At 69.9% G+C, this 25611-nt stretch carries 23 protein-coding genes; 16 read left to right on the forward strand and 7 right to left on the reverse strand.

Going from position 1 to position 25611, the window contains the following annotated elements; all coding sequences use genetic code 11:
* The 4 genes from ABD235_RS09110 to ABD235_RS09125 all read left to right on the forward strand — a co-directional run bounded on the left by ABD235_RS09110 (position 1) and on the right by ABD235_RS09125 (position 4788).
* On the forward strand, positions 1-600 hold the full coding sequence (locus ABD235_RS09110) for a TetR/AcrR family transcriptional regulator (protein ID WP_344171965.1): 600 nt from the start codon (positions 1-3) through the stop codon (positions 598-600).
* A 42-nt stretch (positions 601-642) separates the two neighbouring features.
* Positions 643-1446 (forward strand): exodeoxyribonuclease III, encoded by an 804-nt coding sequence (gene xth, locus ABD235_RS09115; RefSeq protein WP_344171967.1) that lies wholly within the window; start codon positions 643-645, stop codon positions 1444-1446.
* Between the two features lie 24 nt (positions 1447-1470).
* Positions 1471-3546, forward strand: coding sequence for a S9 family peptidase (locus tag ABD235_RS09120; protein WP_344171969.1), 2076 nt, complete (start codon positions 1471-1473; stop codon positions 3544-3546).
* A 282-nt stretch (positions 3547-3828) separates the two neighbouring features.
* The gene (locus tag ABD235_RS09125; RefSeq protein ID WP_184795009.1) at positions 3829-4788 is read left to right on the forward strand and encodes a sigma-70 family RNA polymerase sigma factor; all 960 of its coding nucleotides are present in this window, start codon (positions 3829-3831) and stop codon (positions 4786-4788) included.
* Between the two features lie 78 nt (positions 4789-4866).
* Here ABD235_RS09125 and ABD235_RS09130 read toward each other — a convergent pair whose 3' ends face one another.
* Both ABD235_RS09130 and ABD235_RS09135 read right to left on the reverse strand, forming a co-directional pair.
* Entirely contained in the window at positions 4867-5568 is a 702-nt protein-coding gene (locus ABD235_RS09130) for an HAD family hydrolase (protein ID WP_344171972.1), read from the reverse strand.
* A 43-nt stretch (positions 5569-5611) separates the two neighbouring features.
* The gene (locus tag ABD235_RS09135; protein WP_344171974.1) at positions 5612-6748 is read right to left on the reverse strand and encodes a CPBP family intramembrane glutamic endopeptidase; all 1137 of its coding nucleotides are present in this window, start codon (positions 6746-6748) and stop codon (positions 5612-5614) included.
* 85 nt (positions 6749-6833) lie between these two features.
* On the opposite strand from ABD235_RS09135, the gene ABD235_RS09140 reads away from it, so the two are divergent.
* The 7 genes from ABD235_RS09140 (at position 6834) to ABD235_RS09170 (ending at position 15110) form a co-directional block, all read left to right on the forward strand.
* Entirely contained in the window at positions 6834-8156 is a 1323-nt protein-coding gene (locus ABD235_RS09140) for an MFS transporter (protein WP_344171976.1), read from the forward strand.
* On the forward strand, positions 8153-9583 hold the full coding sequence (locus ABD235_RS09145) for a pyridoxal phosphate-dependent decarboxylase family protein (protein ID WP_344171978.1): 1431 nt from the start codon (positions 8153-8155) through the stop codon (positions 9581-9583). The genes ABD235_RS09140 and ABD235_RS09145 overlap by 4 nt, the downstream gene beginning before the upstream one ends.
* Before the next feature lie 88 nt (positions 9584-9671).
* The gene (locus tag ABD235_RS09150; RefSeq protein WP_344171980.1) at positions 9672-10640 is read left to right on the forward strand and encodes a Dyp-type peroxidase; all 969 of its coding nucleotides are present in this window, start codon (positions 9672-9674) and stop codon (positions 10638-10640) included.
* A gap of 177 nt (positions 10641-10817) precedes the next feature.
* Positions 10818-12353 (forward strand): ATP-dependent DNA ligase, encoded by a 1536-nt coding sequence (locus ABD235_RS09155; protein WP_344171982.1) that lies wholly within the window; start codon positions 10818-10820, stop codon positions 12351-12353.
* Positions 12350-13057 (forward strand): class I SAM-dependent methyltransferase, encoded by a 708-nt coding sequence (locus tag ABD235_RS09160; protein WP_344171984.1) that lies wholly within the window; start codon positions 12350-12352, stop codon positions 13055-13057. Before ABD235_RS09155 ends, ABD235_RS09160 begins: the two co-directional genes overlap by 4 nt.
* A 582-nt stretch (positions 13058-13639) precedes the next feature.
* On the forward strand, positions 13640-14140 hold the full coding sequence (locus tag ABD235_RS09165) for a GNAT family N-acetyltransferase (RefSeq protein WP_344171986.1): 501 nt from the start codon (positions 13640-13642) through the stop codon (positions 14138-14140).
* Between the two features lie 73 nt (positions 14141-14213).
* Complete coding sequence (locus tag ABD235_RS09170) at positions 14214-15110, forward strand: helix-turn-helix domain-containing protein (protein WP_344171988.1); 897 nt, start codon at positions 14214-14216, stop codon at positions 15108-15110.
* Positions 15111-15438: 328 nt separating this feature from the next.
* Here the strand turns inward: ABD235_RS09170 and ABD235_RS09175 are convergent, their stop codons facing one another.
* The gene (locus tag ABD235_RS09175) at positions 15439-15996 is read right to left on the reverse strand and encodes a TetR/AcrR family transcriptional regulator (protein ID WP_344171990.1); all 558 of its coding nucleotides are present in this window, start codon (positions 15994-15996) and stop codon (positions 15439-15441) included.
* 88 nt (positions 15997-16084) lie between these two features.
* Between ABD235_RS09175 and ABD235_RS09180 the strand changes: the two genes are divergently transcribed.
* Complete coding sequence (locus tag ABD235_RS09180; protein ID WP_344171992.1) at positions 16085-16987, forward strand: SDR family oxidoreductase; 903 nt, start codon at positions 16085-16087, stop codon at positions 16985-16987.
* Here the strand turns inward: ABD235_RS09180 and ABD235_RS09185 are convergent.
* From ABD235_RS09185 to ABD235_RS09195, 3 genes are all read right to left on the reverse strand, one after another.
* On the reverse strand, positions 16984-17982 hold the full coding sequence (locus tag ABD235_RS09185; RefSeq protein ID WP_344171994.1) for a Gfo/Idh/MocA family protein: 999 nt from the start codon (positions 17980-17982) through the stop codon (positions 16984-16986). The genes ABD235_RS09180 and ABD235_RS09185 overlap by 4 nt on opposite strands.
* 3 nt (positions 17983-17985) lie before the next feature.
* Positions 17986-18999, reverse strand: coding sequence for a Gfo/Idh/MocA family protein (locus ABD235_RS09190; RefSeq protein ID WP_344171996.1), 1014 nt, complete (start codon positions 18997-18999; stop codon positions 17986-17988).
* Positions 19000-19147: 148 nt separating this feature from the next.
* Complete coding sequence (locus tag ABD235_RS09195) at positions 19148-19477, reverse strand: YciI family protein (protein WP_344171998.1); 330 nt, start codon at positions 19475-19477, stop codon at positions 19148-19150.
* Between the two features lie 218 nt (positions 19478-19695).
* On the opposite strand from ABD235_RS09195, the gene ABD235_RS09200 reads away from it, so the two are divergent.
* Positions 19696-20247, forward strand: a complete 552-nt coding sequence (locus ABD235_RS09200; protein WP_344172000.1) for a hypothetical protein — start codon at positions 19696-19698, stop codon at positions 20245-20247.
* 60 nt (positions 20248-20307) lie between these two features.
* Here the strand turns inward: ABD235_RS09200 and ABD235_RS09205 are convergent, their stop codons facing one another.
* Positions 20308-20493: a hypothetical protein gene (locus ABD235_RS09205; protein WP_344172002.1), complete on the reverse strand. Its 186-nt coding sequence runs from the start codon at positions 20491-20493 to the stop codon at positions 20308-20310.
* A 442-nt stretch (positions 20494-20935) separates the two neighbouring features.
* On the opposite strand from ABD235_RS09205, the gene ABD235_RS09210 reads away from it, so the two are divergent.
* The 3 genes from ABD235_RS09210 (at position 20936) to ABD235_RS09220 (ending at position 25576) form a co-directional block, all read left to right on the forward strand.
* Entirely contained in the window at positions 20936-23323 is a 2388-nt protein-coding gene (locus tag ABD235_RS09210; RefSeq protein ID WP_344172004.1) for a DEAD/DEAH box helicase, read from the forward strand.
* 485 nt (positions 23324-23808) lie between these two features.
* Positions 23809-25110, forward strand: coding sequence for a globin domain-containing protein (locus tag ABD235_RS09215; RefSeq protein WP_344172006.1), 1302 nt, complete (start codon positions 23809-23811; stop codon positions 25108-25110).
* Positions 25058-25576: a DivIVA domain-containing protein gene (locus tag ABD235_RS09220; protein WP_344172008.1), complete on the forward strand. Its 519-nt coding sequence runs from the start codon at positions 25058-25060 to the stop codon at positions 25574-25576. Before ABD235_RS09215 ends, ABD235_RS09220 begins: the two co-directional genes overlap by 53 nt.
* Positions 25577-25611: the final 35 nt, after the last annotated feature.

Genomic DNA, 25611 nt, shown 5'->3' on the forward strand with positions numbered 1-25611 from the left:
ATGACCCAAGCCTCAGAGCACCGCGCGCCCCGGTTGCGGCCGGACGAACGGCGGGCGCAGATCCTCGACGCCGCGCGCCGGGTGCTCGAGGCCGATCCGCACGGCGACCTCAGCGTCGAGCGCGTCGCTGCCGAGGCCCACGTCTCTCCCGCCCTGCTGTTCCACTACTTCGGCTCGAAGAAGAAGTTCCAGTACGCCGTGATCGAGGAGGCCGCGTCCGAGCTGATGCTGCGGACCGCCCCCGACCTCTCCCTTCCACCCGACCAGCAGCTCAGCTCCGGCATCCGCGCGTTCGTCCGCGCGGTCCTCGAGGCGCCGCAGCTGTACCGCGCGACCCTGCTCATGTCGGCCGCCGGCGACCCCGCCGTCCGGGCGCTGCACTCCGAATTGCGTCAGGTCTTCAGCCGTTGGGTGATCGACGCCCTGGCCCAGCAGGGCGTCGAGACGACCCCGAAGGTCGAGTTGGCGTGCTTGGGCTGGCAGGGCTACGTCGAGCAGATCCTGCTGACCTGGATCGACCACCCGACCGTCACGGAGGACGAGCTCGAGGACCTCTGCGAGCGATCGCTGGCTGCCGTTCTCACCACCGTCCGACGGTGAGGCGGTACGGCGTACCGCTCGGTCGCCGCTAGGGTTGCGGGCGTGCTGAAGGTTGCCACGGTGAATGTGAACGGGGTTCGGGCGGCGTACCGGCGGGGCATGGCTCCGTGGCTGGAGCAGACCGATCCGGATCTCCTGCTGATGCAGGAGGTTCGCGCGACCGACGAGGTCCTGCGCGACCACCTCGGCGGCGACTGGCACCTCGCGCACGCCGAGCCCGCGATCGCCGGCAGCAAGGGCCGCGCGGGCGTCGCGATCGCGAGCCGCCGGCCGATCAAGCTGGAGCGGACCGAGATCGGCCCGGAGCGGTTCGACGGGTCCGGCCGGTGGGTCGAGGCCGACGTCGTCCTGGACGACGGGTCGACGCTGACGGCGGTCAGCACGTACGTGTTCACCGGCGAGTTCGAGACGCCGCCGCGGCAGGAGGAGAAGTACGCCTTCCTCGACGCGATCACCGCCCGGCTCACCGAGCTGCGCGCCGACGGCCGGCACGTGCTGATGTGCGGCGACCTGAACATCGCGCACCGGGAGGCCGACCTGAAGGCCTGGAAGGCGAACCGCAAGAAGAGCGGCTTCCTGCCCGAGGAACGCGCCTGGATGGATCGTTTGTTCGAGGCCGGCTGGGTCGACCTCGGCCGGCGGTTCGGCGGCGACGGGCCCGGTCCGTACTCGTGGTGGTCCTGGCGCGGCAAGGCGTTCGACAACGACGCCGGCTGGCGGATCGACTACCAGATCGCCTCGCCCGCCCTGGCCGACGCGGCCACCGGCTGCGCGATCCACCGCGCCCCGACGTACGCCGAGCGCTGGAGCGACCACGCGCCCGTGGTGGCGACCTACAGCCTTTGACACGGGCGCGGGTAGTCTCCCCACATGCCTGAGTTGACTCCCCCTGTCGCCGCCAAGAAGCCGATCGAACGCACCCACCACGGCGACGTGTTCGTCGACGACTACGAGTGGTTGCGGGACAAGTCGAACGACGAGGTGCTGGACCACCTGCGCGCCGAGAACGCCTACACCGAGGCCCGCACCGCGCACCTGGAATCGTTGCGTGAGGCAATCTTCGGTGAGATCTCCGAGCGCACCCTGCAGACCGACCTGAGCGTGCCCGCGCGGCACGGCGGCTACTGGTACTACACCCGCACGGTCGAGGGGAAGCAGTACGCGATCAGCTGCCGCGTGCTCGCCGACGGCGACCAGCCGCCGGCCACCGACGGCGAGATCCCCGGCGAGGAGGTCATGCTCGACGGCAACGTGCTGGCCGGCGACTCGGAGTTCTTCTCCCTCGGCACCGTCGACGTCTCCCCCGACGGCAACCTGCTGGCGTACTCGGTCGACCTCAAGGGCGACGAGCGGTTCACGCTGCGGATCAAGGACCTGCGCACCGGCGAGCTGCTGCCCGACGAGCTGCCCGAGGTGCACTACGGCTCGGCCTGGTCGGCCGACGGCTCGACGATCTTCTACACGAAGGTCGACGACGCGTGGCGGCCGTTCCAGGTCTGGCGGCACACGCTCGGCACCTCCGGCGACGACGTCCTGGTCAAGGAGGAGGCCGACGAGCGGTACTGGATCGGCGTCGACCTGACCCGCAACGAGCAGGCCATCCAGATCGCCCTCGGCAGCAAGCTGACCAGCGAGGTCTGGCTGCTCGACGCGCAGGACCCGACCGGCGAGCCGGTCGTCGTGCGGCCGCGGGTCGAGGGCGTCGAGTACGACGTCGAGCACGCCGGCGACCAGCTGCTGATCACGCACAACGCCGACGCCGAGAACTTCTCGCTGGCCACCGCGCCGCTGGACAAGCCGGGCGAGTGGACGACGCTGATCGAGGGTGACGAGTCGAGCCGGCTGCTCGGCGTCGACGCGTTCGCGCAGCACGTGATCCTCTACCGGCGGCGGGACGCGCTGACCGAGCTGGCGGTCATGCGGCGGGAAGGCGCGACCTTCGGCGCTCCGGACGTGCTCACCTTCGACGAGCCGATCTACACCGTCAGCCCGGGCCGCAACGACGAGTGGGACGACACCCGGTACCGGTTCGGCTACACGTCCCTGGTCACGCCGGGCTCGACGTACGACGTGGACGTGGCGACCGGCGAGCGCCGGCTGCTCAAGCAGCAGCCCGTGCTGGGCGGCGTCGACCTGAGCGCGTACACGCAGTACCGGGAGTGGGCGACCGCTTCCGACGGGACGCAGGTCCCGATCTCGATCGTCGCTCGCAAGGACGTCGCCAAGGACGGCAACGCACCGGTCGTGCTCTACGGCTACGGCTCGTACGAGTCCTCGATGGATCCTTGGTTCTCGATCCCGCGGCTGTCGCTGCTGGACCGCGGCGTGGTGTTCGCGATCGCGCACGTCCGCGGCGGCGGCGAGCTCGGGCGGCACTGGTACGACAACGGCAAGACGCTGACCAAGCGGAACACGTTCACCGACTTCATCGCCGTCGCGGAGCACCTGGCCAAGGACGGCTGGACCCGGCCGGAGCGGATCGTCGCGCAGGGCGGCAGCGCCGGCGGCCTGCTGATGGGCGCGGTCGCGAACCTCGCGCCGCAGGCGTTCGGCGGGATCGTCGCGGAGGTGCCGTTCGTCGACGCGCTGACCACGATCCTCGACCCGTCGCTGCCGCTGACCGTGATCGAGTGGGAGGAGTGGGGCAACCCGCTCGAGGACGCCGAGGTCTACGAGTACATGAAGTCGTACTCGCCGTACGAGAACGTGACGGCCCAGCAGTACCCGCGGATCCTCGCGATCACCAGCCTCAACGACACCCGCGTCTTCTTCGTGGAGCCGGCCAAGTGGGTCGCCAAGCTGCGCGAGACCGCCGCCGGTGACGTCGACGTGCTGCTGAAGACCGAGATGGAAGCCGGCCACGGCGGCCGCAGCGGCCGGTACGACGCATGGCGCGAAGTCGCCTTCACGTTGGCCTGGGAGCTCGACACCCTCGGCCTGGCCTGAACCCTTTAAGACGCACGCGCCCGGCCCCCGGTTGTCCTGTTTTCGCAGGAATCCGGCGGGTACCGGGCGCGTTGCTACGGGTGGCAACGAACAACGATGTGTGCTGTGACACATTCAGCTCGCTTTTTCAGCAGTTCCTGGCGGTTCGGTGCGCGAAAAGGGGTTCCTGAGGGCGTGGGTGCCGGGAACTCTCAGGGAACGTTCAGGCTGTTTACACACTCGTCGTGGAATCTTGAACCTCACTCGAGCGTTGCTCTCCATGTAACGACGAAGGGAGTTTCGGTGGCTCGCATGGCTCGTGTCCGGTCAATGGACGAAGGTATCGACGGCAAGGACAGCGTCGGTCTCTACCTGGAAGAGATCGCGCGCACTCCGCTGCTGACGGCAGAAGAGGAAGTCGAGCTCGCTGAGACGGTCGAGGCAGGTCTCCTCGCGGAGCAACTGCTGGCCGAGGGGCGGGTTGGACGCAAGAAGGGCGGCGCGCCGAAGTACGCGACGCAGGAGGAGCTGGAGTGGCTGGCCGCGGAAGGCCAGAAGGCCCAGCAGCGGTTCGTGACCGCGAACCTGCGGCTCGTGGTCTCGATCGCCCGCCGGTACGGACGTTCCCAGATGCCGCTGCTGGACCTGGTCCAGGAGGGCAACACGGGACTGATCCGCGCGGTGGAGAAGTTCGACTACCGCAAGGGCTTCAAGTTCTCGACGTACGCGACCTGGTGGGTTCGCCAGGCGATCACGCGCGGTATCGCGCAGCAGGCCCGCGTGGTCCGGCTGCCGGTGCACGTGGTCGAGCAGCTGAACCAGATCGGCTCGGCCCGGCGGACGCTGGAGCGCAAGCTCGGACGTGAGCCGGAGATCGACGAGATCGCGGCGGAGCTGGACCTGGATCCGGAACGGGTCACGGAGCTGATCCGGATCGGCCGGGACCACATCAGCCTGGACAACCCGATCGACGACGAGGGCGAGACCTCGCTGGGCGACCTGATCGCGGCCGAGACCGCGCCGGGCCCCGACCAGCTGGTCGCGGACGCCTCCGACCGGTCCGGACTGTTCAGCCTGGTCGACCAGCTGGACCCGCGGTCGGCCGACGTGATCCGTCGCCGCTACGGCCTGCACGACGGCCGCCAGGCCAAGCTGGCCGACATCGGCGCGGTGCACGGCATCTCGGCGGAGCGGGTCCGGCAGATCGAGCGCGAGGCACTGGGGCGCCTGCGCCTGATGGCCGACCCGACGCTGGCCGCCTAGGTCTGAGCCGCCCAGGCAGCCGTAGCCAACCAAACCCCCATCAGGACCCCCGGGCCGTTCCAGGCCCGGGGGTCCTGGCTATCTCCAGGAGTCCAGTACGCCGGGGAGCTCGGACAGCCGCTGGATGGTGGCGTCCGGCGCCCCCTCGGTGTGGCCCACCTGGTGGCTCGGGATGTTGCTGTGCGGGATGTGCACGGCCTTCATGCCGACGTTCTGGGCGCCCCAGACGTCGTCGAACAGCCGGTCGCCGACGAACACGCAGCTCTTCGGGTCGCCGGCGCCCGCGGCCCGCATCGCGGCCAGGAACGTCTCCGGGTGCGGCTTGGTCCACGGCACCTCGCTGGTGTAGACGGCGCCGTCGATCAGCTCCAGGACGGCGTCGCGGGCGAAGATCTCCTCGTGCCGCTGCCGCGACCAGATCGTGTTCGACAGGACGCCGATCCGGTAGCCGCGGTGCCGCAGCTCCTTCAGCATCCCGATCGCGTCGGGGTCGAGCTCGGTGTGCGGGTGCCACTGCCGCTCGTACTCCGCCAGCGCGGCCGGCGTCATCACCACGTCGGCGGCCAGGCAGACGTCCTCGAGCGTCGTACTGACGTGCTCGTCGCGCGACCGCAGCCAGGCCGCGTCCTCCGCGGCGACCAGCTTCGCCGCCAGCTCGTCGGCGCGCGCCTCGTCGATCAGTTCCGCCACCGAGCGCCAGACGGCGTACAGGTCGATGTCGTGCCAGGTGGCCAGGGTGCCGCCCCAGTCGAACAGGACGGTGTCGATGTTGTTCGTCACGGCCGACAGGCTGCCAGATCGCACCGACAATCTCCGCTGGTTTTCACACGCTGACCGTCGCGACCTTCCGTCGCTTGGCCAGCCACACCACGCTCGCGGCGTACAGGGCCAGTGACGGGACGTCGCTCAGCAGCAGCGTCCAGGGAGCACCGCCCTGGTCGGCCCAGCTGTCCAGCTGACCCGTTGCCGCAGGCAACATGAACGCGAACAGGTTGTTCAGCGCGTGCAGCCCGATCGCAGCCTCGAGCCCGCCGGTCCGCACGGTCAGCCAGCCGACCGTCATCGCGAACAGGAAGATGTCGGCCATCGCCCAGCCGGTGTAGCCGTGCGCGGAGACGAACAGCGCGCTGCTGATGACGAGCGCCGGCCACGGCGTACGGAGTGCTCGCCAGATCACCCGGGTGACAGGGTTGCGCGCGTCGCTGCTCGGCGCGTAGGCGCCGATGGCCTGGACCAGCCAGCCGCGGAACACGAACTCCTCGGCACCGGACTGGAACGGTACGAGGAACAGGATCAGCAGTGCCGGGCCGATGAACGCGGCGAACCCGACCCAGGTGCCGTCATCCGCGGGCGCCGTGTCGGCGTTCGGGAAGAGGGCATCGGCGGCCAGGCTGAGGCCGTAGGACAGGGCGATGTAGCCCAGGGCCGGCAGACACGCGAGGAAGAGCCACTTCCAGCGGACCTTGTTGAGAACCGACGCGACGCTCCACGGCGGGCGGCGCTGGATCGCCCAGGCAGTGAAGACGACGGCAGGGGTGAGGATCGCGAGCATGACGAGGGTGCTGGCGAGGTTCTCGAGATCGTTGGAGAAGAGGCTGTCGCCCTCGCCGTCGGGGAAGTCGCCGGTGATCGCGCCGTGCACGATCGACCAGACCAGGAAGACGGCGATCGTCGCGAAGAAGGCGAACGCGGCGAGCGTCAGGGTGCCGACGAGAGGTCGCCACCACTTGTGATGAGCGTTCCGGGCGAGTTGATGGAAGGGCGTGCCGGGTGGCGCGGGGAGCTGGCGCGGCTCGGGTGGGCGCATGGTGTAGGGCACGGCGCCGTAGGGCCGGTTGTAGGGCGGTGGGCCGTACGGCGGTGGCTGCTGCGGTGGGTACTGCTGCGGCGGGTACTGCTGCGGTGGGTATTGCTGGCCGTACGGCGGTTGGTTGTCCGGTGGTCCTCCCTGCGACGCCATGGCGTGACTCTATGAGATCGGCTCAAGTCCTGTCCCTGTGGACGAAGCTCGACACGCAAGCGCGTTCTTTTGGCATGCTTCGGCCATGTCAGTTGAGCAGGCGCGACGCGTGCGGGTCGGCTACGCCCTCGGCTCGGTCGCGACCGGATCGTTCGGCACGGTGCCGGGTCTGCTGCTGCTCCCCTACCTGACCGACACGCTCGGCATCGCCGCCGGTGCGGCCGGCGCGATCGTGCTGCTGCCGAAGGCGCTCGACGTCCTGCTCAATCCGGTGGCCGGCCGGATCAGCGACCATCACCAGTCGCCGCTCGGTCCGCGACGCCCGTTCCTGCTGCGCGGCGGCCTCGGGCTGGCGATCTGTTTCGCGCTGCTGTTCGCCGCGCCCGACCTCGGCTCGAAGACGCTGAACGCGGCCTGGGTGCTGATCGCGTTCCTCGCCTGCGCGACGTCGTACGCGTTCTTCCAGGTGCCGTACGTCGCGATGCCGGCCGAGATCACCGACGACTACGCCGAACGCACCCGCCTGATGTCGTGGCGGGTCGCCTTCCTGACGCTGGCGATCCTGGTCAGCGGCGGCGCCTCGCCCGCGATCCGCGACGCCATCGGCGGCCGCGACGGGTACCGGGTGATGGGCCTGACCGTCGCCGTCCTGCTCGCCCTCGGCACGATCGGCGCGTACGTCGGGACGCGGCGCGCCCCGATCGGCCGCCCGCAGCAGACCACCGGCACGCTGCGCGACCAGCTCCGGCTCGTCGCGCGGGTGCCCGACTTCCGCTGGCTCCTGATCACGCTGATGCTGCAGGCGCTGGCGATCGGCTCGATGCTCGCCGGGATCGACTACCTCGCGCGGTACGTGCTGCGCGATCCCGGCGCTGCGACGATCGGGTTCGTCTGCGTGGTCGGGCCGGCGTTGCTCGTCAGTCCGTTGTGGCTGGCCTTCGGTCAGCGCTTCGGCAAGCGGACCGGGTTCCTGGCCGCGTCCGGTGTACTGGGGGTGGGTGCGCTGGCGTTGTCGACCGCGCAGCACGTGCCGACGTGGTTCGTGTACGTCGCGATCGGCATCGTCGGGATCGGGTTCACGGGTGCGCAGGTGTTCCCGCTGGCGATGCTGCCCGACGTGGCAGCGGTCGACTCCGCGCGCAGCGGCGTACGGCGGGCGGGGGTCTTCACCGGCGTCTGGACGGCCGGCGAGACGCTCGGGTTGGCGCTTGGTCCCGGGCTCTACGCGGTGGTGCTGGCGCTCGGCGGCTACGTGTCCTCGACCGACCGGTCCGCTGTTCAGCCGGGGTCTGCGCTGACTGCGATCGTGCTCGGGTTGTCGCTGGTGCCGGCTGTGCTGATCGCCCTGAGTTTCATCTCGTTGACCCGCTACCGGCTGACCGCCGACGAAGTCCTGGAGGCCAGATGACCGACGTTCTCGCCCGGCTGCGCGCGTTGCAGGAAGGCGACCTGCCGACCCACGGCGGCAGCACGCTCGCCTACGTCTACGACTCCGGCCTGGCCGAGGCCGACGAGATCGGCCGCGCGGCTTTGGCCCAGTACGGCGCGACGAACGGACTCGATCCCACGGTCTTTCCGAGCCTGCGCACGCTGGAGAACGACCTGGTCGGCTGGGCCGCTCGCCTGCTGAACGGTCCGACCGCCGTCGGCACGGTGACCTCAGGCGGCACCGAGTCCGTGCTGCTGGCAGTCCAAGCCGCCCGCGACGGCGGCCGCGCGGCCGCGCCTCGCTCCGTGGCCTCCCCCAATATGGTCATCCCCGCCACCGCGCACGCCGCGTTCCACAAGGCCGCGCACTACTTCGGTGTCCGCGCGATCGTCGTCGACGTCGATCCGGTGACCTTCACCCCCGACCCCGCGGACATGGCCGCAGCCATCGACGACAACACGGTCCTGGTCGTCGCGAGCGCCCCGTCGTACGCGCACGGCGTCGTCGACCCCGTGCGCGAGATCGCGGCCGTGGCCGCCGACCGCGGCATCCGCTGCCACGTCGACGCCTGCATCGGCGGCTGGATCCTCCCGTACCTGCGGAGGGACGGCGTCGCCGTACCGGACTTCGGCTTCGCGGTCCCCGGCGTCACCAGCATCTCGGTAGACCTCCACAAGTACGCCTACACCCCCAAAGGCGCCTCGATCCTGCTGCACCGGGACGCCGCCTTCCGGCGCGCGCAGTTCTTCGCCAGCGCCGCCTGGCCCGGTTACACCATGCTCAACTCGACGATGCAGTCAACGAAGTCCGGCGCTCCGCTGGCCGCCGCCTGGGCCGTCATCCACCACATCGGCGACGAGGGCTACCAACGCCTGGCCCGCGTCGCGTACGACGCCACCCAGGACCTGGCCAAGCGCGCGGACGACATCGACGGCCTCACCCTCCTCACCACCCCAGCCACAACCCTCGTCGCGCTCCGCACCAATGCCCGAGCCGATGTTTTCACCCTGGCCGACGAGATGGCCACCCGCGGCTGGTTCGTCCAACCCCAACTCAGCTTCCGCGACCAGCCCCCGTCGCTCCACCTCACCGTCAGCGCCGCCACCGCCCAACGCCTGGACGCCCTGACCGAGGCCCTGACCACAGCAACCCAAGCCGCCCAAGCCTCCGGCCCGGTCCAGGTCTCCCCCGACCTGGCGGCCGCGGCCACCGCCCTGGACCCGTCAACCCTCGACGAGGCGGCCTTCGACGGCCTCCTCACCATCGCCGGCCTGGGCGACACGGCCGCGACCGGCACCCTCCCCACCCGAATGGCCCCCGTCAACGCCCTCCTCGATGTAGCCCCTCCCGCCCTCCGCGAGGCTCTCCTTATCGCTTTCCTGGACCGTCTGATGCGCCCGGCCTGACGACTTTCCGCCGACCCCGATGCGTCAGCTCCGGCCACCTCTCCTGCATGCTGACGCCTGTACGCCGTACGAGCTGAAGGAGCCCTCAATGGTGACCGACCCGACCCCCGGTCCGACTGCCTCGACGCGGGCGCTGCCGCAGTCGGTGCTGATGCCGCTGACCGGTTCGGCGATCTTCCTCGTGGTCCGGATCGAGCCCGGCGGCGAGGAGACGGCGCGCGACCTGCTGGAGCGCGTCAGCGGGCTGACCCGCTCGGTCGGCTTCCGCGTACCGGCAGGCAACCTGTCCTGCGTGACGAGCATCGGCTCCGACGCCTGGGACCGCCTCTTCAGCGGGCCGAAGCCGCGCGCGCTGCACCCGTTCATCGAGCTCGACGGCGGCAAGCACAAAGCGGTGTCGACGCCGGGCGACCTGCTCTTCCACATCCGCGCCGCGCACCTCGACCAGTGCTTCGAGCTGGCCCAGCAGATCATGAAGGTCCTGGACGGCGCGGCGACGGTCGTCGACGAGGTGCACGGCTTCAAGTACTTCGAGATGCGCGACCTGCTCGGCTTCGTCGACGGCACGGAGAACCCGAACGGCCGCGACGCCGAGGACGCCGTCGTCGTCGGCCCCGAGGACCCGGACTTCGCGGGCGGCAGCTACGTGATCGTCCAGAAGTACTTGCATGACATGAAGGCCTGGAACGCGCTGACCGTCGAGCAGCAGGAGCTCGTGATCGGCCGCACCAAGCTCGAGGACATCGAGCTCGACGACGACGCCAAACCGTCCAACGCGCACATCGCCCTCAACGTGATCGAGGACGAGGACGGCAACGAACTGAAGATCCTTCGCGACAACATGCCGTTCGGCTCGATCGGCGAGCAGGAGTTCGGCACGTACTTCATCGGCTACGCCAAGGACCCCGCCGTCACCGAACTCATGCTCCGCCGCATGTTCCTCGGCGAACCGGCCGGCAACTACGACCGCATCCTCGACTTCTCCACCGCGGTCACGGGCACCCTGTTCTTCACCCCTTCCGCCGACTTCCTGGACAACCTCCCCAAGCTCCCCTGACCGGCGCGATCGGAGTGTGCGCTGCCCGTGCGGGGCGCGGGGGCCAATTCACCTGAGGCCTCCATCTCTTTCCGGCCGACGCGACATCAGCGACCGACCGCGCGCCCGGCCGCATGACCACCCGGCTGTACCTCCGAACTCCCAGGATCTGTCGGTGGTTTGAGTAAGACTGGGTGCATGTTGCTCGCCGACGTGGTTGCCACTTCCAGCGCTCTCAGCGGGACCCGGTCGCGCCTGGCGAAGGCCGGTTTCATCGCGGAGCTGCTGGCCGCCGTCAACGACCCGGTGGAGACCGAGGTCGTCGTCACCTACCTGTCCGGCGAGCTGCGCCAGCGGCGTACGGGCGTCGGCTGGCGCACGCTCGTCGAGGTCCCCGAGCCGGCAGCAGAGCCCTCGCTGACCGTCGAAGAGGTCGACCGTGCCTTCGCCGAGCTGTCCGAGATCTCCGGCGCCGGTTCACAAGCACGCAAACGAGCAGCAGTCGACGCGGTGTTCGCCAGGGCCACCGAAGCCGAGCAGCAGTTCCTCAGACTCCTGGTCGCCGGCGAGCTGAGACAAGGCGCGCTCGACGGCGTGATGGCCGACGCCGTCGCCAAGGCGACCGGCATCCCCCTCGACAAGATCCGTACCGCGACGATGCTCCGAGGCGCCGCCGCGCCGGTGGCGGTCGCCGTACTGACCGAAGGGGAGGCAGGTCTCGCCCAGTTCGGCCTCGAAGTGGGCCGCGGCGTCCAGCCCATGCTCGCCCAGTCGGCGACCACCGTCGCCGAGGCGATGACCAAGACCGGCTCCCCCGCGGCGCTCGAGTGGAAGCTCGACGGCATCCGCATCCAGGTCCACCGCAACGGCTCCGACGTCGTCGTCTACACCCGCACGCTCGACGACATCACCAGCCGTGTCCCCGAGGTCGTCACCGCGGTCCTCGAGCTCAAGGCCGACCAGGTCGTCCTCGACGGCGAGCTCATCGCCCTCCGCCCGGACGGCCGCCCCGAAGCGTTCCAGGTCACCGGCTCCCGTACGGCGACGCGCGCGGCGACCGGTCCCGAGACCGTGCCGCTCACGCCGTACTTCTTCGACATCCTGCACCTCGACGGGCAGGACCTGCTCGGCCTCGGCGGCGCCGAGCGGCACGACTGGCTCAGCAAGCTCGTGCCCGAGCACCGGCGGATCCCCCGCGTCGTCACCGACGACGCCGAGGCCGGCCAGGCGTTCTTCGCCGACGCGGTGAAGCGCGGCCACGAAGGCGTGATGGTGAAGTCCCTCTCGGTCCCGTACGAGGCCGGGCGCCGCGGATCGGGCTGGGTGAAGGTGAAGCAGACCCACACCCTCGACCTGGTCGTGCTCGCCGCCGAGTGGGGCCACGGCCGGCGGACCGGCTGGCTGTCGAACCTGCATCTGGGCGCCCGCGACGAGAAGACCGGCGAGTTCGTGATGATGGGCAAGACGTTCAAGGGCCTGACCGACGAACTGCTGCGCTGGCAGACCGAACGGTTCCAGGAGATCGAGGTCAGCCGCGACAACTACACGGTGTACCTGCGCCCGGAGATCGTCGTCGAGATCGCCTTCGACGGCGTCCAGACCTCACCGCGCTACCCCGCCGGCATGGCGCTGCGCTTCGCCCGGGTCCTGCGCTACCGCGACGACAAGACCCCGTCCGAGGCAGACACTGTCCAGACCCTGCAAGCCATCCACCAACCAGACGAGGCCCCATGACAGACCAGCACGCCGCCGACCTCGATCCGGCAAACCAGGATCCTGACGTTGCCTCGCGCCACTTGGCCCACAAGGCGCTGGAGGCGAACGACCCGACCGGCTGGTTCGAGGAGCTGTACTCCGCCGCCGCGGACGGTCGGGCAGTCGTGCCTTGGGATCGTGGCATGGCGCACCCGTTGCTCGCCGACTGGATCTCCACTGCCCAGCCCGACGGCACCGGCAAGCGCGCACTGATCGTCGGCGCAGGCACCGGCTGGGACGCCGAACTGATCGCGGACCTGGGCTACGACACCATCGCCTTCGACATCTCCCCCACCGCGGTCGAAGCCGCGCAGCAGGCGCACCCCGGTTCCAAGGCGCACTACCAGGTCGCCGACCTGCTGAACCCACCCGCCGACTGGCACCGCGCGTTCGACCTGGTCATCGAGATCTTCACCGTCCAGGCGCTCCCGATCGCCCTCCAGCCCACCGCCACCCGCCAGGTCGCCGAACAGGTCCGCGCCGGCGGCACCCTGATCGTCATCGCCGCCGCCCGCGAGGACAACGTCCCCGACGATGCCGTCGAAGGCCCACCCTGGCCCCTCACCCGCGCCGCCATCGACGCCTTCGCCAAGGACGACCTCCGCCTCATCCAACTCGACCAAGCCCCCAGCCCCTCCGACCCCACCCACTACCGCTGGCGAGCCGAATACCTCCGCGACTAGCCGAGCCACGCAGAAGCGTCGGCCGACGCCGTACGCCGACCTGCGCCTCGCCCTCCCAACCGCCGACACCGTCCGCCAACCCGCGCCTCGCCCACCCGACCGTCGACGTCGCACGCCGCGCCCGCCCGACCGCCGACGCCTACACCGATCTGCTCGCCTACGGCCTCTGCGCCTTGCCCCACCTCCGCCTCTGGCCTCCGGCCTCTGCCCTCTGGCCTCTGCCCTCTGGCCTCGGCCCCTCTGGCCTCGGCCCCTCTGGCCTCGGGCCTCGGGCCTCGGGCCTCGGGCCAAGCGTCCGTTCCTCGCTCTCGTCCCTCGGCCGCTGCTCCCTCTCGCCAAGCGTCCGAACAAGTGCGATGTGTCCGACGAAGGGTGCGCTATAGGCCTCACTTCTTCGGACGCATGAAGGTTCTTCGGACGCTAGGGCGAAGAACAGCAGCGGGGTGGGCTTTGGAGGGCTGACATGGTCGCGAGGCAGGTTCGGGCCGGCTGAACTGGTCCTGGGGTGAGACTGCTAAATCGCGCGACTCGCTCCGGCTTCGCGACGTACGCTCGCCGGGTTGCCGAGCCGCGGGGAGCACCATGACGTTCACCATCCGACCGCTGACTCCCTCAGATCCCGCGGCGATCTTCGCGGCGTTCAACGCCGCGGGCTGGGAGAAGCCCCTCAGCACGTTCACGACCTACCTCGCAGACGAAGAAGCCGGTCGCCGGAGCACGCTCGTCGCCGTGCAGGGTGAACACATCGCCGGCTACGTGACCGTCAACTGGTGTTCGCCGTACGAGCCGTTCGGCGGGATGCCGGAGATCCAGGATTTCAACGTGCTTCCGGCGTACCGGCGCCGTGGGATCGGCGGCAGGCTGATGGACGCCGCCGAGGCGTTGGTCGCCGAGCGGTCGGACGTGGTCGGGATCGGCGTCGGGCTCTACGCCGACTACGGCACCGCGCAGCGCATGTACGTCCGCCGCGGCTACCTGCCTGACGGCCGCGGTGTCATCTACGACCATCGTCAGGTGCCGCCCGGCGAACTGGTGCGGCTCGACGACGATGCCGTTCTCATGTTCACGAAATCACTCCCCTGACCTCATTCGTCCCACCAGTCACAGATTACCAGGCGACTCGAACATCTGTTCGATCTTCCTGTAAACTGGCAGCATGGCCGGGCGGAACGAGCCGGGGCCGACGGCCCTGCGCATCATGCTGGGCGCGCACCTGCGACGACTGCGGGAGCGCGCCGGAGTGAGTCGTGCCGACGCCGGTTGGGCGATCCGGGGTTCGGAGTCGAAGATCAGCCGGCTCGAGCTCGGCCGGGTCGGCTTCAAGGAACGCGACGTCCTCGACCTGCTCACGCTGTACGACGTACGCGACGAGCCCGAGCGCGACCGCCTCGTCCAGCTCGCCCGCGACGCGAACAACCCGGGCTGGTGGCACCAGTACGGCGACGTGACGCCGGACTGGTTCGACGCCTATCTCGGGCTGGAGGCGGCGGCGGAGCTGATCCGCACGTACGAGATCCAGTTCGTTCCGGGCCTGCTGCAGATCCCGGAGTACACGCGGGCCGTCGCGCAGCTGACCACGACCGCCGACCGGTCCGAGGATGAGATCGAGCAGCTCGTCGCGCTCCGCCGGACCCGGCAAGTGATGTTCGACCGTGAGCCGCCGCTCAAGTTCTGGGCGATCGTCGAGGAGTCCGCGCTCCTGCGTCCGATCGGCGGACCCGAGGTCCTGCGCGCGCAACTCAACGCACTTCTCGAGGCGATCAAGCGCCCGAACATCACGCTCCAGATCATCCCGACCTCGAGCGCCGGCCACGCCGCGTCCGGCGGAGCGTTCAGCGTGCTGCGCTTCCCGAAGCCCGACCTGCCCGACGTGGTCTACCTGGAGCACCTGACCAGCGCGCTCTACCTGGACAAGCGCGACGACGTCGACGCGTACACCACCATCCTCGACACGCTCGCCGCGACGATCCCGTCGCCACAGGAAACACCAGCCCTGCTGAAAGGCCTGCTCCGCAAGATCCGCCGCCCACCCAAGCAGCCCAGCGGGACCTGACTGCACCCCGGCAGAGCAACAGGTCGAGGTGATCGATGGGGTCGCGCGCAGACATCGGGACATGGGGAAGACGCGAAGGGCCGGCGTGTGAGCTCGGCAGGCGGTGGTGACGAGGGTGGAGCCGGGTCGAGGTGGTAGCCGAGGGCGCGGTGTAGCCGGGTCGAGGTGGTAGCCGAGCGCGAGGTGTAGCCGGGGCGAGGTGGTGGCCGAGGGCGCGGTGACCTCGTGACAGCACAGCGCCGACCAGCTCGCCGCGTGCGACCCGAGCGTCGGCGGGCGGCGTGTTCCTGTTCGGCAGTCCTCGACGGCGAGGGCGGTGGCGGCCGATCTAGCTCGTCAGCTCGCTCAGCTCCCCCAGCGTTTCCCGGATGACAACCACCAGATCAGCCTCCGCGCCCTCCACCCATCGCTCGAACGCCACGCGAAACACCGTGATCCCCGTCTCCGCCGCCAGCACCGCCCGGCCCGGCGCAACCCCCCGCTCCTGCAGTGCCGCCCTGAACGCCTCAACCAGCGACGCCATCTTGATGAACTCCCGCTCCCGCAACTCCGGCGTCGCCGCGACCACCGCGTACCGCTGCCGCGCGAAGTCCCGCCTTCCGACGAACGCCTCCCCCGCCGCCAGCACCCCCGCGGCCACCGCCTCCATCGGGCCGGCTTCCGCCGGCGCGGCGATCACCGCGTCCGCGATCACCCGCTCGAGCTCCTCCGACCCCGCGAACAAGACCTCCCGCTTGTCCGCGAAGTACCGGAAGAACGTCCGCGCGGTCACCCCGGCCCGGTCGGCGATCTGCGCGACCGTCGTGCCGTCGTACCCCTGCTCGGCGTACAGCGCCATCGCCGCTTCGCGCAGCCGTCCCGCCGCACCCGGCTCCCAACGCACCATGCGGTCGATCCTATGCGATGTCATCGTGTGACATCAAAGGTGTAGCCTCAGTGATGTCACACGATGACATCACCGAAAGGATCCATCGATGCGCGTCTTCATCACCGGAGCGACCGGCCACCTCGGCTCAGCCGTGGTCCCCGAACTCCTCCAGCACGACCACGAGGTCGTCGGCCTGGCCCGCTCCGACGACTCCGCCGACCGCCTCATCCAGTGGGGCGCCGACGCTGTCCGCGGCGACCTCGACGACCTCGACACGCTGAGGGAAGCCGCCGAAGCGGCCGACGGCGTAATCCACCTCGCCTTCCGCCACGACGCCATGGTGGTCGGCGACATGACCGGCGCCGCCGAGTCCGACCTCGCCGCCGTCACGACGATCGCCGACGCCCTCAAAGGCACCGGCAAACCACTGGTCGGTACGTCGGGCACCGGCCTGATCGCCTCTGCGGCGGTCGGCCGTCCCGGCACCGAGGACGACACCCTGCCCGGCGGGTACCGCATCGACGCCGAGAACTACGTCATCGACCTGGCCGGCCAGGGCATCCGCTCGTCGGTCGTCCGGCTGCCGATCGTCCACGGCCCGCTCGACACCGGTTTCCTCGTGTCGCTGGTCGAGTTCGCCCGCCGCAACGGCTTCTCGGCGTACCTCGGCGACGGTACGAATCGCTGGCCCTCGGTCCACACCGACGACGCGGCCCGCCTCTACCGCCTCGCCCTCGAGAACGCCCCGGCCGGCACGCGCCTGCACGCCGTTCACGACGAAGGCGTCGAATTGCGTCAGATCGCCGAGGCGATCGGCCGCGGCCTCGACCTGCCGGCCCGCTCGATCACGGCGGACCAGGCACCCGAGTACCTCGGGTACCTGGCCCACTTCGCCGCGATCGACAGTCCCACCAGCGCGACCCGCACCCGCGAGCTGCTCGACTGGCAACCAACCGGGACAGGTCTTCTCGAAGACCTTGCCCTAGGCCACTACTTCACGCAGGACTAAGCGCCCAGTACGGGGGCGATCGTCTTCGTCCGAGCGCCCTCGTACGCCGCCAGCAGGATCCCGAGGACCGCGATCCCTTCCTCCTCCGTGTGCAGCGGACGTGTCTTGCCGAGCAGCGAGTCGGCGAAGTGCCCGATCTCGGCGACGAACCCGTCGACCGGTTCGAGCTCGATCGTCTCGACCTCACCGGCCCGCCGCCGGATGGTCAGCGTGTTCCCGTCGCTGTGCAACGCACCCTCCGACCCGACGACCGAGAACCGCTCGGTCACCGCGGCCGGCTGATACGCCCAACTCGTCACCAGTTGCCCGACGACGCCGTTGTCGAACCGCACCAGCACCTGCGCGGAGTCCTCGCCCTCCATGAACTTCAGCCGGTGCGTCGACAGCATCGCCGTCGCCTCGACCGGCTTGCCGCCCGCCAGGTGCAGCAGCAGGTACGTCGGGTGGTAGCCGGTGTCGATCAGGTCACCTCCACCGCTCGTCGCGGCGCTCGCGCGCCAACCCATCGTCGACGGGTCGAAGTCGTTGTAGAAGCTGTCGGTCGTGCGGACCTCGTACACCGTGCCGATCGTTCCGGCCTCCAGCAACTCCTTGGCCTTGGCAACAGCCGGCAGGAACAGCTGGTTGTGCGCGCACATCAACGTCACGCCCGCCGCCGAAACCGCCGCCCGAACATCAGCGGCCTCAGCGGCCGTAAGGCACAGCGGCTTCTCGCACAGAATGTGCTTGCCCGCCTCGGCGGCGGCGACGATCGCGTCCCGGTGCAGATGATGCGGCAGGCAGATGTCGACCGCGTCCAGCTCCTCGACCTCGAGCATCTGCCGGTAGTCCGCGTACGGCGTAGCGCCCAGCTCCTCGGCCCGCGCCGCCGCGGCCTTCTCGGAGACGTCGGCCACCGCGGTGATCCCGATCCGCGCGGCGTGCTCGCGATAGCCCCGGATGTGCGCGCCCGCGATCCCACCGGCGCCGATCAGTCCAACCTTGATCTCTGGCATGTGTCAGCTCCTCGGTACGGCGTACTGGACGACCTGGCCCTGCTCCGCGGCTTCGTTGGCCGCGACAACCATCCGGGTCAGCTCGACCGCGCGCGCGATGTTGTCGTCGGCCCGGGTGCCGTCGTTGATGTGATCGACCCACTGCCCGAACGGGTCCTTGCTGTGCTCGGGCACAGGTAGTTGCCGCCCCTCCCCGAACGCCGGCCCGAAGACGCGCAACGCGTTGCCGTCCTCGGTGTACGTCAGACTGCCGGTGGTCCCGAAGATCTCGATGGTGAAGGGATTCCGGCTCGCGAACCCGGCCTCGATCACGCCGATCTTCTGGTCGCCGTACCCGACGGTTACGACCGCGTTGTCCTCCAGCCCGAGCCCGGCGACCGACCGGTAGACGGCGCTGACGGTCTCCGGCTCGGATCCCAGGAACAGCTGCGTCAGGTAGACGGGGTGGCACCCGAGGTCGGTGAGCGCTCCACCGATCGCGGTCTTCGGTTCGAAGAAGCGCTCAGGCAACCAACCGCCCTTGCCGCCGTCGGACACCGCGCCGTCGTGCGACAGCCGCACCCGGCCGTACGTGATCGTGCCCAGGTCACCGCTGTCGATCACCTCGCGGATCGCCTGGGTGTAGCCGTGCGCGAGCCGGGGCAGCGAGACGACGAGCTTCACGCCGTTCGTGTCCGCCGCGGCGACGATCTCCTCGGCCTCGGCCACGGTCGGCGCCAGCACCTTCTCGGTGAAGATGTGCTTCCCGGCGTTCGCGACCTTGACCATCAGGTCACGGTGCACGTCGGTCGACGTGGTCACGGTGACGCCGTCGAGGTCGTCGCGAGCCAGCAACGCGTCCAGGTCGTCGGTGTACGGTACGCCGAACTTCTCGGCGCCGGCCCGGCCGAGCTCCGGGTCGTCGTCCCACACCGCGACCAGCTCGGTCCCCGGATGCTCCTGCGCTTGCCTCGAGTAGTCCCCCGCATGCACGTGCCAGAATCCCAGGGCCGCGATCTTGAGCGGTTTCGACACCATCTTCTCCTCGCACCAGGTCGATCAGTGGAAAACGATCTCCGACCTACCTAACCAAGGCCCGGACCCCGGCGCGGGCCCTACCGGCGGTTCGTCTCACGATCCGGCCCGGAAATCTGGAAACGATTCCGTACGGCGTCCGCGAACCCGCTCAGTACTCCACGATCGGCCGGACCTCCACCGCGCCGTACCGCGCGGTCGGGATCATCGCCGCCCACCCCTCGGCCGCCTCGGCGTCCGCGACGTCGACGAGGTAGTAGCCCGCGAGCACCGGCGTACCGGTCGCTCCGCCGTTCTCGCTCGACGTCTTCCCGTCGCGCACCCGGACGGTCCGGGCCCGCGAGACCGAGTGGAACCCCGCCTCGTGCACGAACACCCCAGCCTTGCGGACCGCGCCGTCGAAGGCCAGCCAGTCGAGCAGTTCCTCCTTCGTCGGGCCGGCGACGGCGGGGTCGTAGTAGTACAGCAACGCGAACTGCATGAGGGTCCTTCCGGCTGCGGCGACTGGCAGGTGTCAGTCAACCGGACGACACCTGGTGGACCACAACCCCTTGACAGCTCGTGGTCGCTTGACAACGATGTGTCACGTCACCGCCCATGACAAGGTTGTCAGCGCCGCCTGCCAGGCCGACGACCCGCTCCGCTCCCGGTGTGCTCATGGGCGAATTCCGTGCAAGTGAGGACCGGAAGGAAACACCCATGAGGAATCTCCAGCGCGTGACGGTGCTGTTCGCGGCAGTGGCGGCCACCGTGCTCGGCTCAGTTCCCGCGGCTTCGGCGTACGACCTGCCCGAGGCCGCACCCACCACTCACACCATGACCGCGGCCGCCGACGACGAGCACGGCACCGACGCCCACGGCGTCCAACTGGTCCCCGGCAAGGCGGCGCCGGCGCCGGCCAAGATCCTCGGATGGGACGTCCCGAGCGCCCGCTCGTACACGATCACCGCCTCCTGCTCCCAGTACGCCGGCGCGATCCGTCAGGGCGCAGCCGCCTGGAACGGCCTGACCGAAGGCGGCGGCACCCCGGTCTCCTGTCAAGACGGCTACATCACCGACTGCGGCGCCGGCACGGTCATCGGCTGCAACTACGGCGCCGGCCAGCGCATCACCCTCGTCGCCAGCGCCGTCGGCGACGTCGCCCTGCTCGCGGCCCACGAGTTCGGCCACGACTGGTACGGCCACTCCGGCACCGGCTGCGCCAACTGGAACAGCCCCGCCGACGTCATGAAGACCAGTATCTGCGGCTGATCACCCCCGAACCTGCGGCATCCGTCGGGCGCAGGGTCCCGACGGATGCCGCAGCCGCACTCACTCGGGCTGCTCGAAGTACCCCTCCTTACGACGCGTGCCCTGAGCATCGTCCTCGCCCGGCTCGACCTTCCCGCCGCTGCTCGGCCGGGAGGCCTCGGTGCCGTCCGGCCGCCCTTCGCCCGGCGCGGTCATCGTCGGCTCGGCGTCCTGGTCGTACTGGTCGTCGTCACTGTGCTGAGTCATGCCGCTCCGGTACCCCGCCCCACGTGCCGAACCCGATGTTGCAGCCACCGCCCGCTCCCCGTTACAGGTTGTCCACAACCATCCACAGATTGTGCATCGAGCCTTGCGGCGCCTGTGGACAGAGCGCCGGATCGGGTCCGATGACCGGCTCGGCAGATAACCTCCCTATACCGGTGACACACACCGGGGGCGGGGAACTACTATTGAGCGCGTGGGCTTGACGCCCCCGCACCGCTGATCCCGCCGCGACCACTTCGCCCGGGGCTGGAACTCACGGCCGTCTACCCGTCGTCCCGCACGACAGCCAGTTCCGCCGGAGGGTCACTCGGCCGCTCGACGAGTCGTTGAACCGTGCTCGCACGCCGGTTCACCGGGCCGTCGACGGCGTACGGCGGTGCTCTTGTGCCGCGGCACCGTGCCGTGGTGGCTCTGAGGAGGATTCTTGGCCAACCGAGGTCGTCGCCAGACCGGAACCGACGCGCAGCGCGGCGGTTCGTCCGGCGCGTCGCGTGGTGGTTCGACGAGCGGTTCGTCCCGGGGCGGCTCGGCCGCACCCGCGCGCGAAGGGACCGGCGTGTCGAACAGCGCCTCCCGCGGCGGATCGGGTGGCCGAGCGGGATCCGGCGGCACCGCGCGCGGCGGGTCAGCCGGCGGATCGCGGGGCGGTTCGGCCCGTGGCGGGTCCGGCGGCGCCGGACGCGGCGGATCGGGCGGCGCCTCGCGCGGCGGATCCGGCGGTACGCCGCGCGGCGGGTCGCGGCGCAAGCGCCGTACCGACGACGCCGACGGACTGATCCCGGTCCTCGCGCGCGCCGTACGGGAGGTCGAAGCCGCCGTCGAGCGCGGCGCGATCGCGCCGTCGATCCGGACGAAGTTCCAGGTCATCGGCCTGCTGGTCCGCCAGGAGCGGGCGCAGGTCAACAGCGACGCCACGGCCACCGACGCCTACCGCGCCGAGCAGCTGCGCCGGCTCGACGGGGTCGCGACGATCCTGGCCAAGACCGCCGCGCGCGAGCCCTCGCTGCTCGCACTGCTCGCCGAGGACGCGGTGATGTCCGAGGCGGCCGTCGTGCTGCAGCGCGAGATGCTGCTCGCCGCCGGCCTCGAAGCGCCTGCGGAAAAGCCGAAGCCGGTCGAGCAGCCCACCGAGGCCGCCCCGCCGCCGCGTCAGGTCGTGCCGCAGTCGGTCGTCTCACGCCAGCTCGCGAACCCGTTCCTCGCCCCCGACTTCTCGGCCGCGCCGCAGAAGGAGGCCAAGCCGCGCCGCCTGGCGGGCTGGGAGCTGATCGGTCCGCTGCTGCGGTCCTTCGAGCAGGCCGGCGCCTCGGCCAGCATGTCGCTGCCCGACCCGGCGTCGCTCCAGGCGGCGCGTGGCCGCGAGCTGATGCCGCACCAGGCGCAGCTGATCGCCGCCGCCGCCAACGGGCACCGGACCTTCCTGCTCGCGGACGAGCCCGGTCTGGGCAAGACCGCGCAGGCGCTGCTCGCCGCTCAGGCGGCCAACGCGTACCCGCTGCTCGTCGTCGTACCGAACGTCGTCAAGACCAACTGGGCCCGCGAGGCCGACCTGTGGACGCCGAAGCGCAAGGCGACCGTGATCCAGGGCGACGGCGACTCGATCGACGGCTTCGCCGACATCGTCGTGGTGAACTACGAGGTCCTCGATCGGCACGTCGGCTGGCTGGTCGACTTCGGCTTCCGCGGCATGGTCGTCGACGAGGCGCACTTCATCAAGAACAAGAAGTCGCACCGCTCCCGCAACGTGCTGCACCTGTCCGAGCGGATCCGCTCCCGGACGGCGCGGCCGTTGCTGATGGCCCTGACCGGTACGCCGCTGATCAACGACATCGAGGACTTCACCGCGATCTGGCAGTACCTGGGCTGGATCGACGATCGCTCTCCTGGCGCCGTACTGATGGAGAAGCTCGAGGAGACCGACCTGACGCCGGCGGACCCCGCCTTCTACCCGGCGGCCCGGTCCAGCGTGATCGACATGGGCATCGTTCGCCGTCGCAAGGTCGACGTCGCGGCCGACATCCCCGCGCGCCGGATCGCCAACCTGCCGGTCGAACTGGACGGTTCGGTCGGGCGTTCGATCCGCGAGGCCGAGCGCGAGCTGGCCGAGCGGCTCGTCGCGCGGTACCGGCTTGCCCTGGAGACCCGGAGCTCCGGTGTCGTTGTCGACGGCATCGACCACGCGCTGGTCCACCAGGTCGCCGAGTGGGAACGCACCGAGATGGCGACGGCGAAGACCGGCGAGAACGTGTTCACGCTGGTCCGGCGGATCGGCAAGGCGAAGGCCGGCCTGGCCGCCGACTACGCCGCCCAGCTGGCGCACAACGTCGGCAAGGTCGTGTACTTCGCCCGCCACATCGAGGCGATGGACACCGCCGAGGAGCTGTTCGCCGACCGGGGCATCAAGTACGCCTCGATCCGCGGCGACCAGTCCCCCACTGCCCGGCAGAAGAACATCGACGCGTTCGTCAACGATCCCGAGGTCGCGATCGTCGTCTGCTCGCTGCTGACCGCCGGCGTCGGCCTGAACCTCCAGGTCGCGTCGAACGTCGTCCTGGCCGAGCTGTCCTGGACCAACGCCGAGCAGACCCAGGCGATCGACCGCGTCCACCGGATCGGCCAGCAGGAGCCGGTCACGGCCTGGCGCGTCATCGCGGCCCAGACCATCGACACCCGCATCGCGGACCTGATCGACTCGAAGGCCGGCCTGGCCGCGGTCGCCCTGGACGGCGCCGACGCCGACGAGCTCGCCACCACCGACATCCAGGTCGAGGCCCTGGCCACCCTGCTGACCAACGCACTGGAATCCGCGTAGCCCTTTACCAAAGCCACTGACCTCGCGTCAATGGCTGCAGCCGCCGACGACCACAGGTATTGTTCCGGTCGTCGGCGGTGCTATTTGTGGCCATTCCGGGACAGACCGGTAATGCATTGCCGGTGTAGACCACTTGTGCTCCACCGTGTATACACAGCGGTAAATCGGCGTCTGACCTGCGCGAACGCATTTCGTTGCCCCTGGCCCCTTTTGTGCCGCGCCCGGAGTGCAGGAAACCGTCCAAATATCAAGGACCTGAGCGATTCCAGGATTTCGAGACTTTTGAGTCCTGTCAGCGGTTTAGCCCGCCGGACCGGGGGTAGATCGGGAAAGTCGATGGACTCGGGAACTGGAATTGGGAGGGAACCCTTGTCAACGCAAGCCCTGCCGGCACGCGCCGCCGGCAACCGGGAGCACGTGCGTCCCAGGAGCGAAACGTTCGCTTTTCTCGAAGAACTCCCGAATCGAGACAGATAGCGATTCCGATGGATGCACAGGCTCTGCAACGCAGTTGGGACCAGGTCACCGAGCACGGCGAACAGGTCCCGTTGTACTTCTACTCGCACCTGTTCGTGTCGTACCCCGAGGTGCGGTCGATGTTCCCGCTGTCGATGGCGAACCAGCGCGACAAGTTCGTCGGCGCGCTGGGCCGGATCGTCAGCCACGCCGACCAGCTCGAGCAGGACGAGGCCTTCCTCCAGCACCTGGGCCGCGACCACCGCAAGTACGCCGTCCTCGCGGAGCACTACAACGCGGTCGGCGCCTCGCTGTGTGCCACGCTGGCGCACTTCCTCGGGCCGGACTGGGACGAGGACCTCGCCGCGCACTGGACGGCGGCGTACCAGGTGGTCGCCCGGATCATGGTCGAGTCGGCGGAGTCGGCGTCGGAGTCCACCCCGGACTGGTGGGACGCCGACGTGATCTCGGCCGAACGGCGGACCATGGATCTCACCCTGCTGACGGTCCGGCCCCGGCGCCCCTACCAGTACCGTCCGGGCCAGTCGGTCTCGATGGAGATTCCGCAACGCCCGCGCCAGTGGCGGTACTTCAGCCCGGCCAACGCCCCGCGCGCGGACGGCTCGATCGATCTGCACGTCCAGCAGATCGACGGCGGTCAGGTGAGCCCGACCGTCGTACGGTCCCTGAAGGCCGGCGACGCCGTGAAGCTGGGTGCGCCCGTCGGTGAGCGGCTGACGCTGCGCGACACCGGGGCGCGGGAGCTGCTGCTGGTCGCGGGCGGGACCGGGCTCGCTCCCCTGCTGGCCGTCCTCGAGCAGATCGACGGCGAGTGGCACCGCTCGGGCAACGGGCCGCTGGTCCACCTGCTGCACGGCGTACGGATGCCTTGGCACCTCTACGACCGGCCGCGGCTGCGGCAGCTCGCCGAGACGCGGTCGTGGTTCGAGTACACCGAAGTCGTGTCCGACGACCCGTCGTACCCGGGCACGCGCGGGAAGGTCGGCACGGTCGCTGCCCGCCAGCTGCTGCACGGGCGGACGGCGATGGTGTGCGGCGGCCCGCAGATGGTCGCGCACACGCTCGAGCGGCTGGCCGCCGCCGGCATGCAGCCCGAGCACATCAAGTACGAGCACTTCTACTACGCGGCCGCGGACGACCACACCGTCGGGCCACCGCTACCACGGCAGGAGACACCCAGTGAGGACCAGCAAACACCGTCACGGCTCCCCACATCAGACGCCTCGGTCGATCCGGGACGAAACCTTCCCGAAGCGGATGCTTGGCCTCGACGCGGGCGCGGTCTACGCGTACCTCGATCGACTCGCTGACCAGATGCAGGCCCTGGAACGCGAGCTCACCGCGAGCCGGTCCCAGAACGAGCGTCTCCAGGCCGACCTGCAGCGTGTGCAGGTCGAGCTCGACAAGTACGAGGAAGCCGGCAACCGCGTCAACGAGCAGGTCGTGCAGATGTTCAGCCAGGCCCAGCTCGTGGTCGAGGACATGGTGAACGACGTCAGCCGGGACGCGCGCGAGCGCATCGGCCAGGCGCGCGAGCACGAGCGCCGGATCGTCGCGGAGGCCATGGACACGGCCGGGCAGCAGGTGCGCTCGTACGCCCAGACCGCCCAGGCGCAGATGCAGTCGATCGTGAGCTCGTTCGCCACCGAGGTCGAGCACCTCGGCGCCGGGGCGACCCCGCCCCCGCCGGTCGAGCCGACCCCCGGTTCGTTCTTCGACGACACGGACCCGCACACCCGTTTTCGCAACGGGCGCGGTCCGGGGACTCCAGGCTAGGACCGGGCCGTGAGACCCGCACAGCACCGCCCCTT

Origin of the sequence: Kribbella lupini, assembly GCF_039529595.1 — a bacterium.
In the GTDB taxonomy this organism is placed as follows: domain Bacteria; phylum Actinomycetota; class Actinomycetes; order Propionibacteriales; family Kribbellaceae; genus Kribbella; species Kribbella lupini.

Excerpts from the sequence above, each read along its gene's own strand:
- ABD235_RS09110 (WP_344171965.1), top strand. The coding sequence starts at position 1 with ATGACCCAAGCCTCAGAGCACCGCGCGCCCCGGTTGCGGCCGGACGAA.
- ABD235_RS09120 (WP_344171969.1), top strand. The coding sequence starts at position 1,471 with ATGCCTGAGTTGACTCCCCCTGTCGCCGCCAAGAAGCCGATCGAACGC.
- ABD235_RS09135 (WP_344171974.1), bottom strand. The coding sequence starts at position 6,748 with ATGGCGTCGCAGGGAGGACCACCGGACAACCAACCGCCGTACGGCCAG.
- ABD235_RS09140 (WP_344171976.1), top strand. The coding sequence starts at position 6,834 with ATGTCAGTTGAGCAGGCGCGACGCGTGCGGGTCGGCTACGCCCTCGGC.
- ABD235_RS09145 (WP_344171978.1), top strand. The coding sequence starts at position 8,153 with ATGACCGACGTTCTCGCCCGGCTGCGCGCGTTGCAGGAAGGCGACCTG.
- ABD235_RS09150 (WP_344171980.1), top strand. The coding sequence starts at position 9,672 with ATGGTGACCGACCCGACCCCCGGTCCGACTGCCTCGACGCGGGCGCTG.
- ABD235_RS09155 (WP_344171982.1), top strand. The coding sequence starts at position 10,818 with ATGTTGCTCGCCGACGTGGTTGCCACTTCCAGCGCTCTCAGCGGGACC.
- ABD235_RS09160 (WP_344171984.1), top strand. The coding sequence starts at position 12,350 with ATGACAGACCAGCACGCCGCCGACCTCGATCCGGCAAACCAGGATCCT.
- ABD235_RS09165 (WP_344171986.1), top strand. The coding sequence starts at position 13,640 with ATGACGTTCACCATCCGACCGCTGACTCCCTCAGATCCCGCGGCGATC.
- ABD235_RS09170 (WP_344171988.1), top strand. The coding sequence starts at position 14,214 with ATGGCCGGGCGGAACGAGCCGGGGCCGACGGCCCTGCGCATCATGCTG.
- ABD235_RS09175 (WP_344171990.1), bottom strand. The coding sequence starts at position 15,996 with ATGGTGCGTTGGGAGCCGGGTGCGGCGGGACGGCTGCGCGAAGCGGCG.
- ABD235_RS09180 (WP_344171992.1), top strand. The coding sequence starts at position 16,085 with ATGCGCGTCTTCATCACCGGAGCGACCGGCCACCTCGGCTCAGCCGTG.
- ABD235_RS09185 (WP_344171994.1), bottom strand. The coding sequence starts at position 17,982 with ATGCCAGAGATCAAGGTTGGACTGATCGGCGCCGGTGGGATCGCGGGC.
- ABD235_RS09190 (WP_344171996.1), bottom strand. The coding sequence starts at position 18,999 with ATGGTGTCGAAACCGCTCAAGATCGCGGCCCTGGGATTCTGGCACGTG.
- ABD235_RS09195 (WP_344171998.1), bottom strand. The coding sequence starts at position 19,477 with ATGCAGTTCGCGTTGCTGTACTACTACGACCCCGCCGTCGCCGGCCCG.
- ABD235_RS09200 (WP_344172000.1), top strand. The coding sequence starts at position 19,696 with ATGAGGAATCTCCAGCGCGTGACGGTGCTGTTCGCGGCAGTGGCGGCC.
- ABD235_RS09205 (WP_344172002.1), bottom strand. The coding sequence starts at position 20,493 with ATGACTCAGCACAGTGACGACGACCAGTACGACCAGGACGCCGAGCCG.
- ABD235_RS09215 (WP_344172006.1), top strand. The coding sequence starts at position 23,809 with ATGGATGCACAGGCTCTGCAACGCAGTTGGGACCAGGTCACCGAGCAC.
- ABD235_RS09220 (WP_344172008.1), top strand. The coding sequence starts at position 25,058 with ATGCTTGGCCTCGACGCGGGCGCGGTCTACGCGTACCTCGATCGACTC.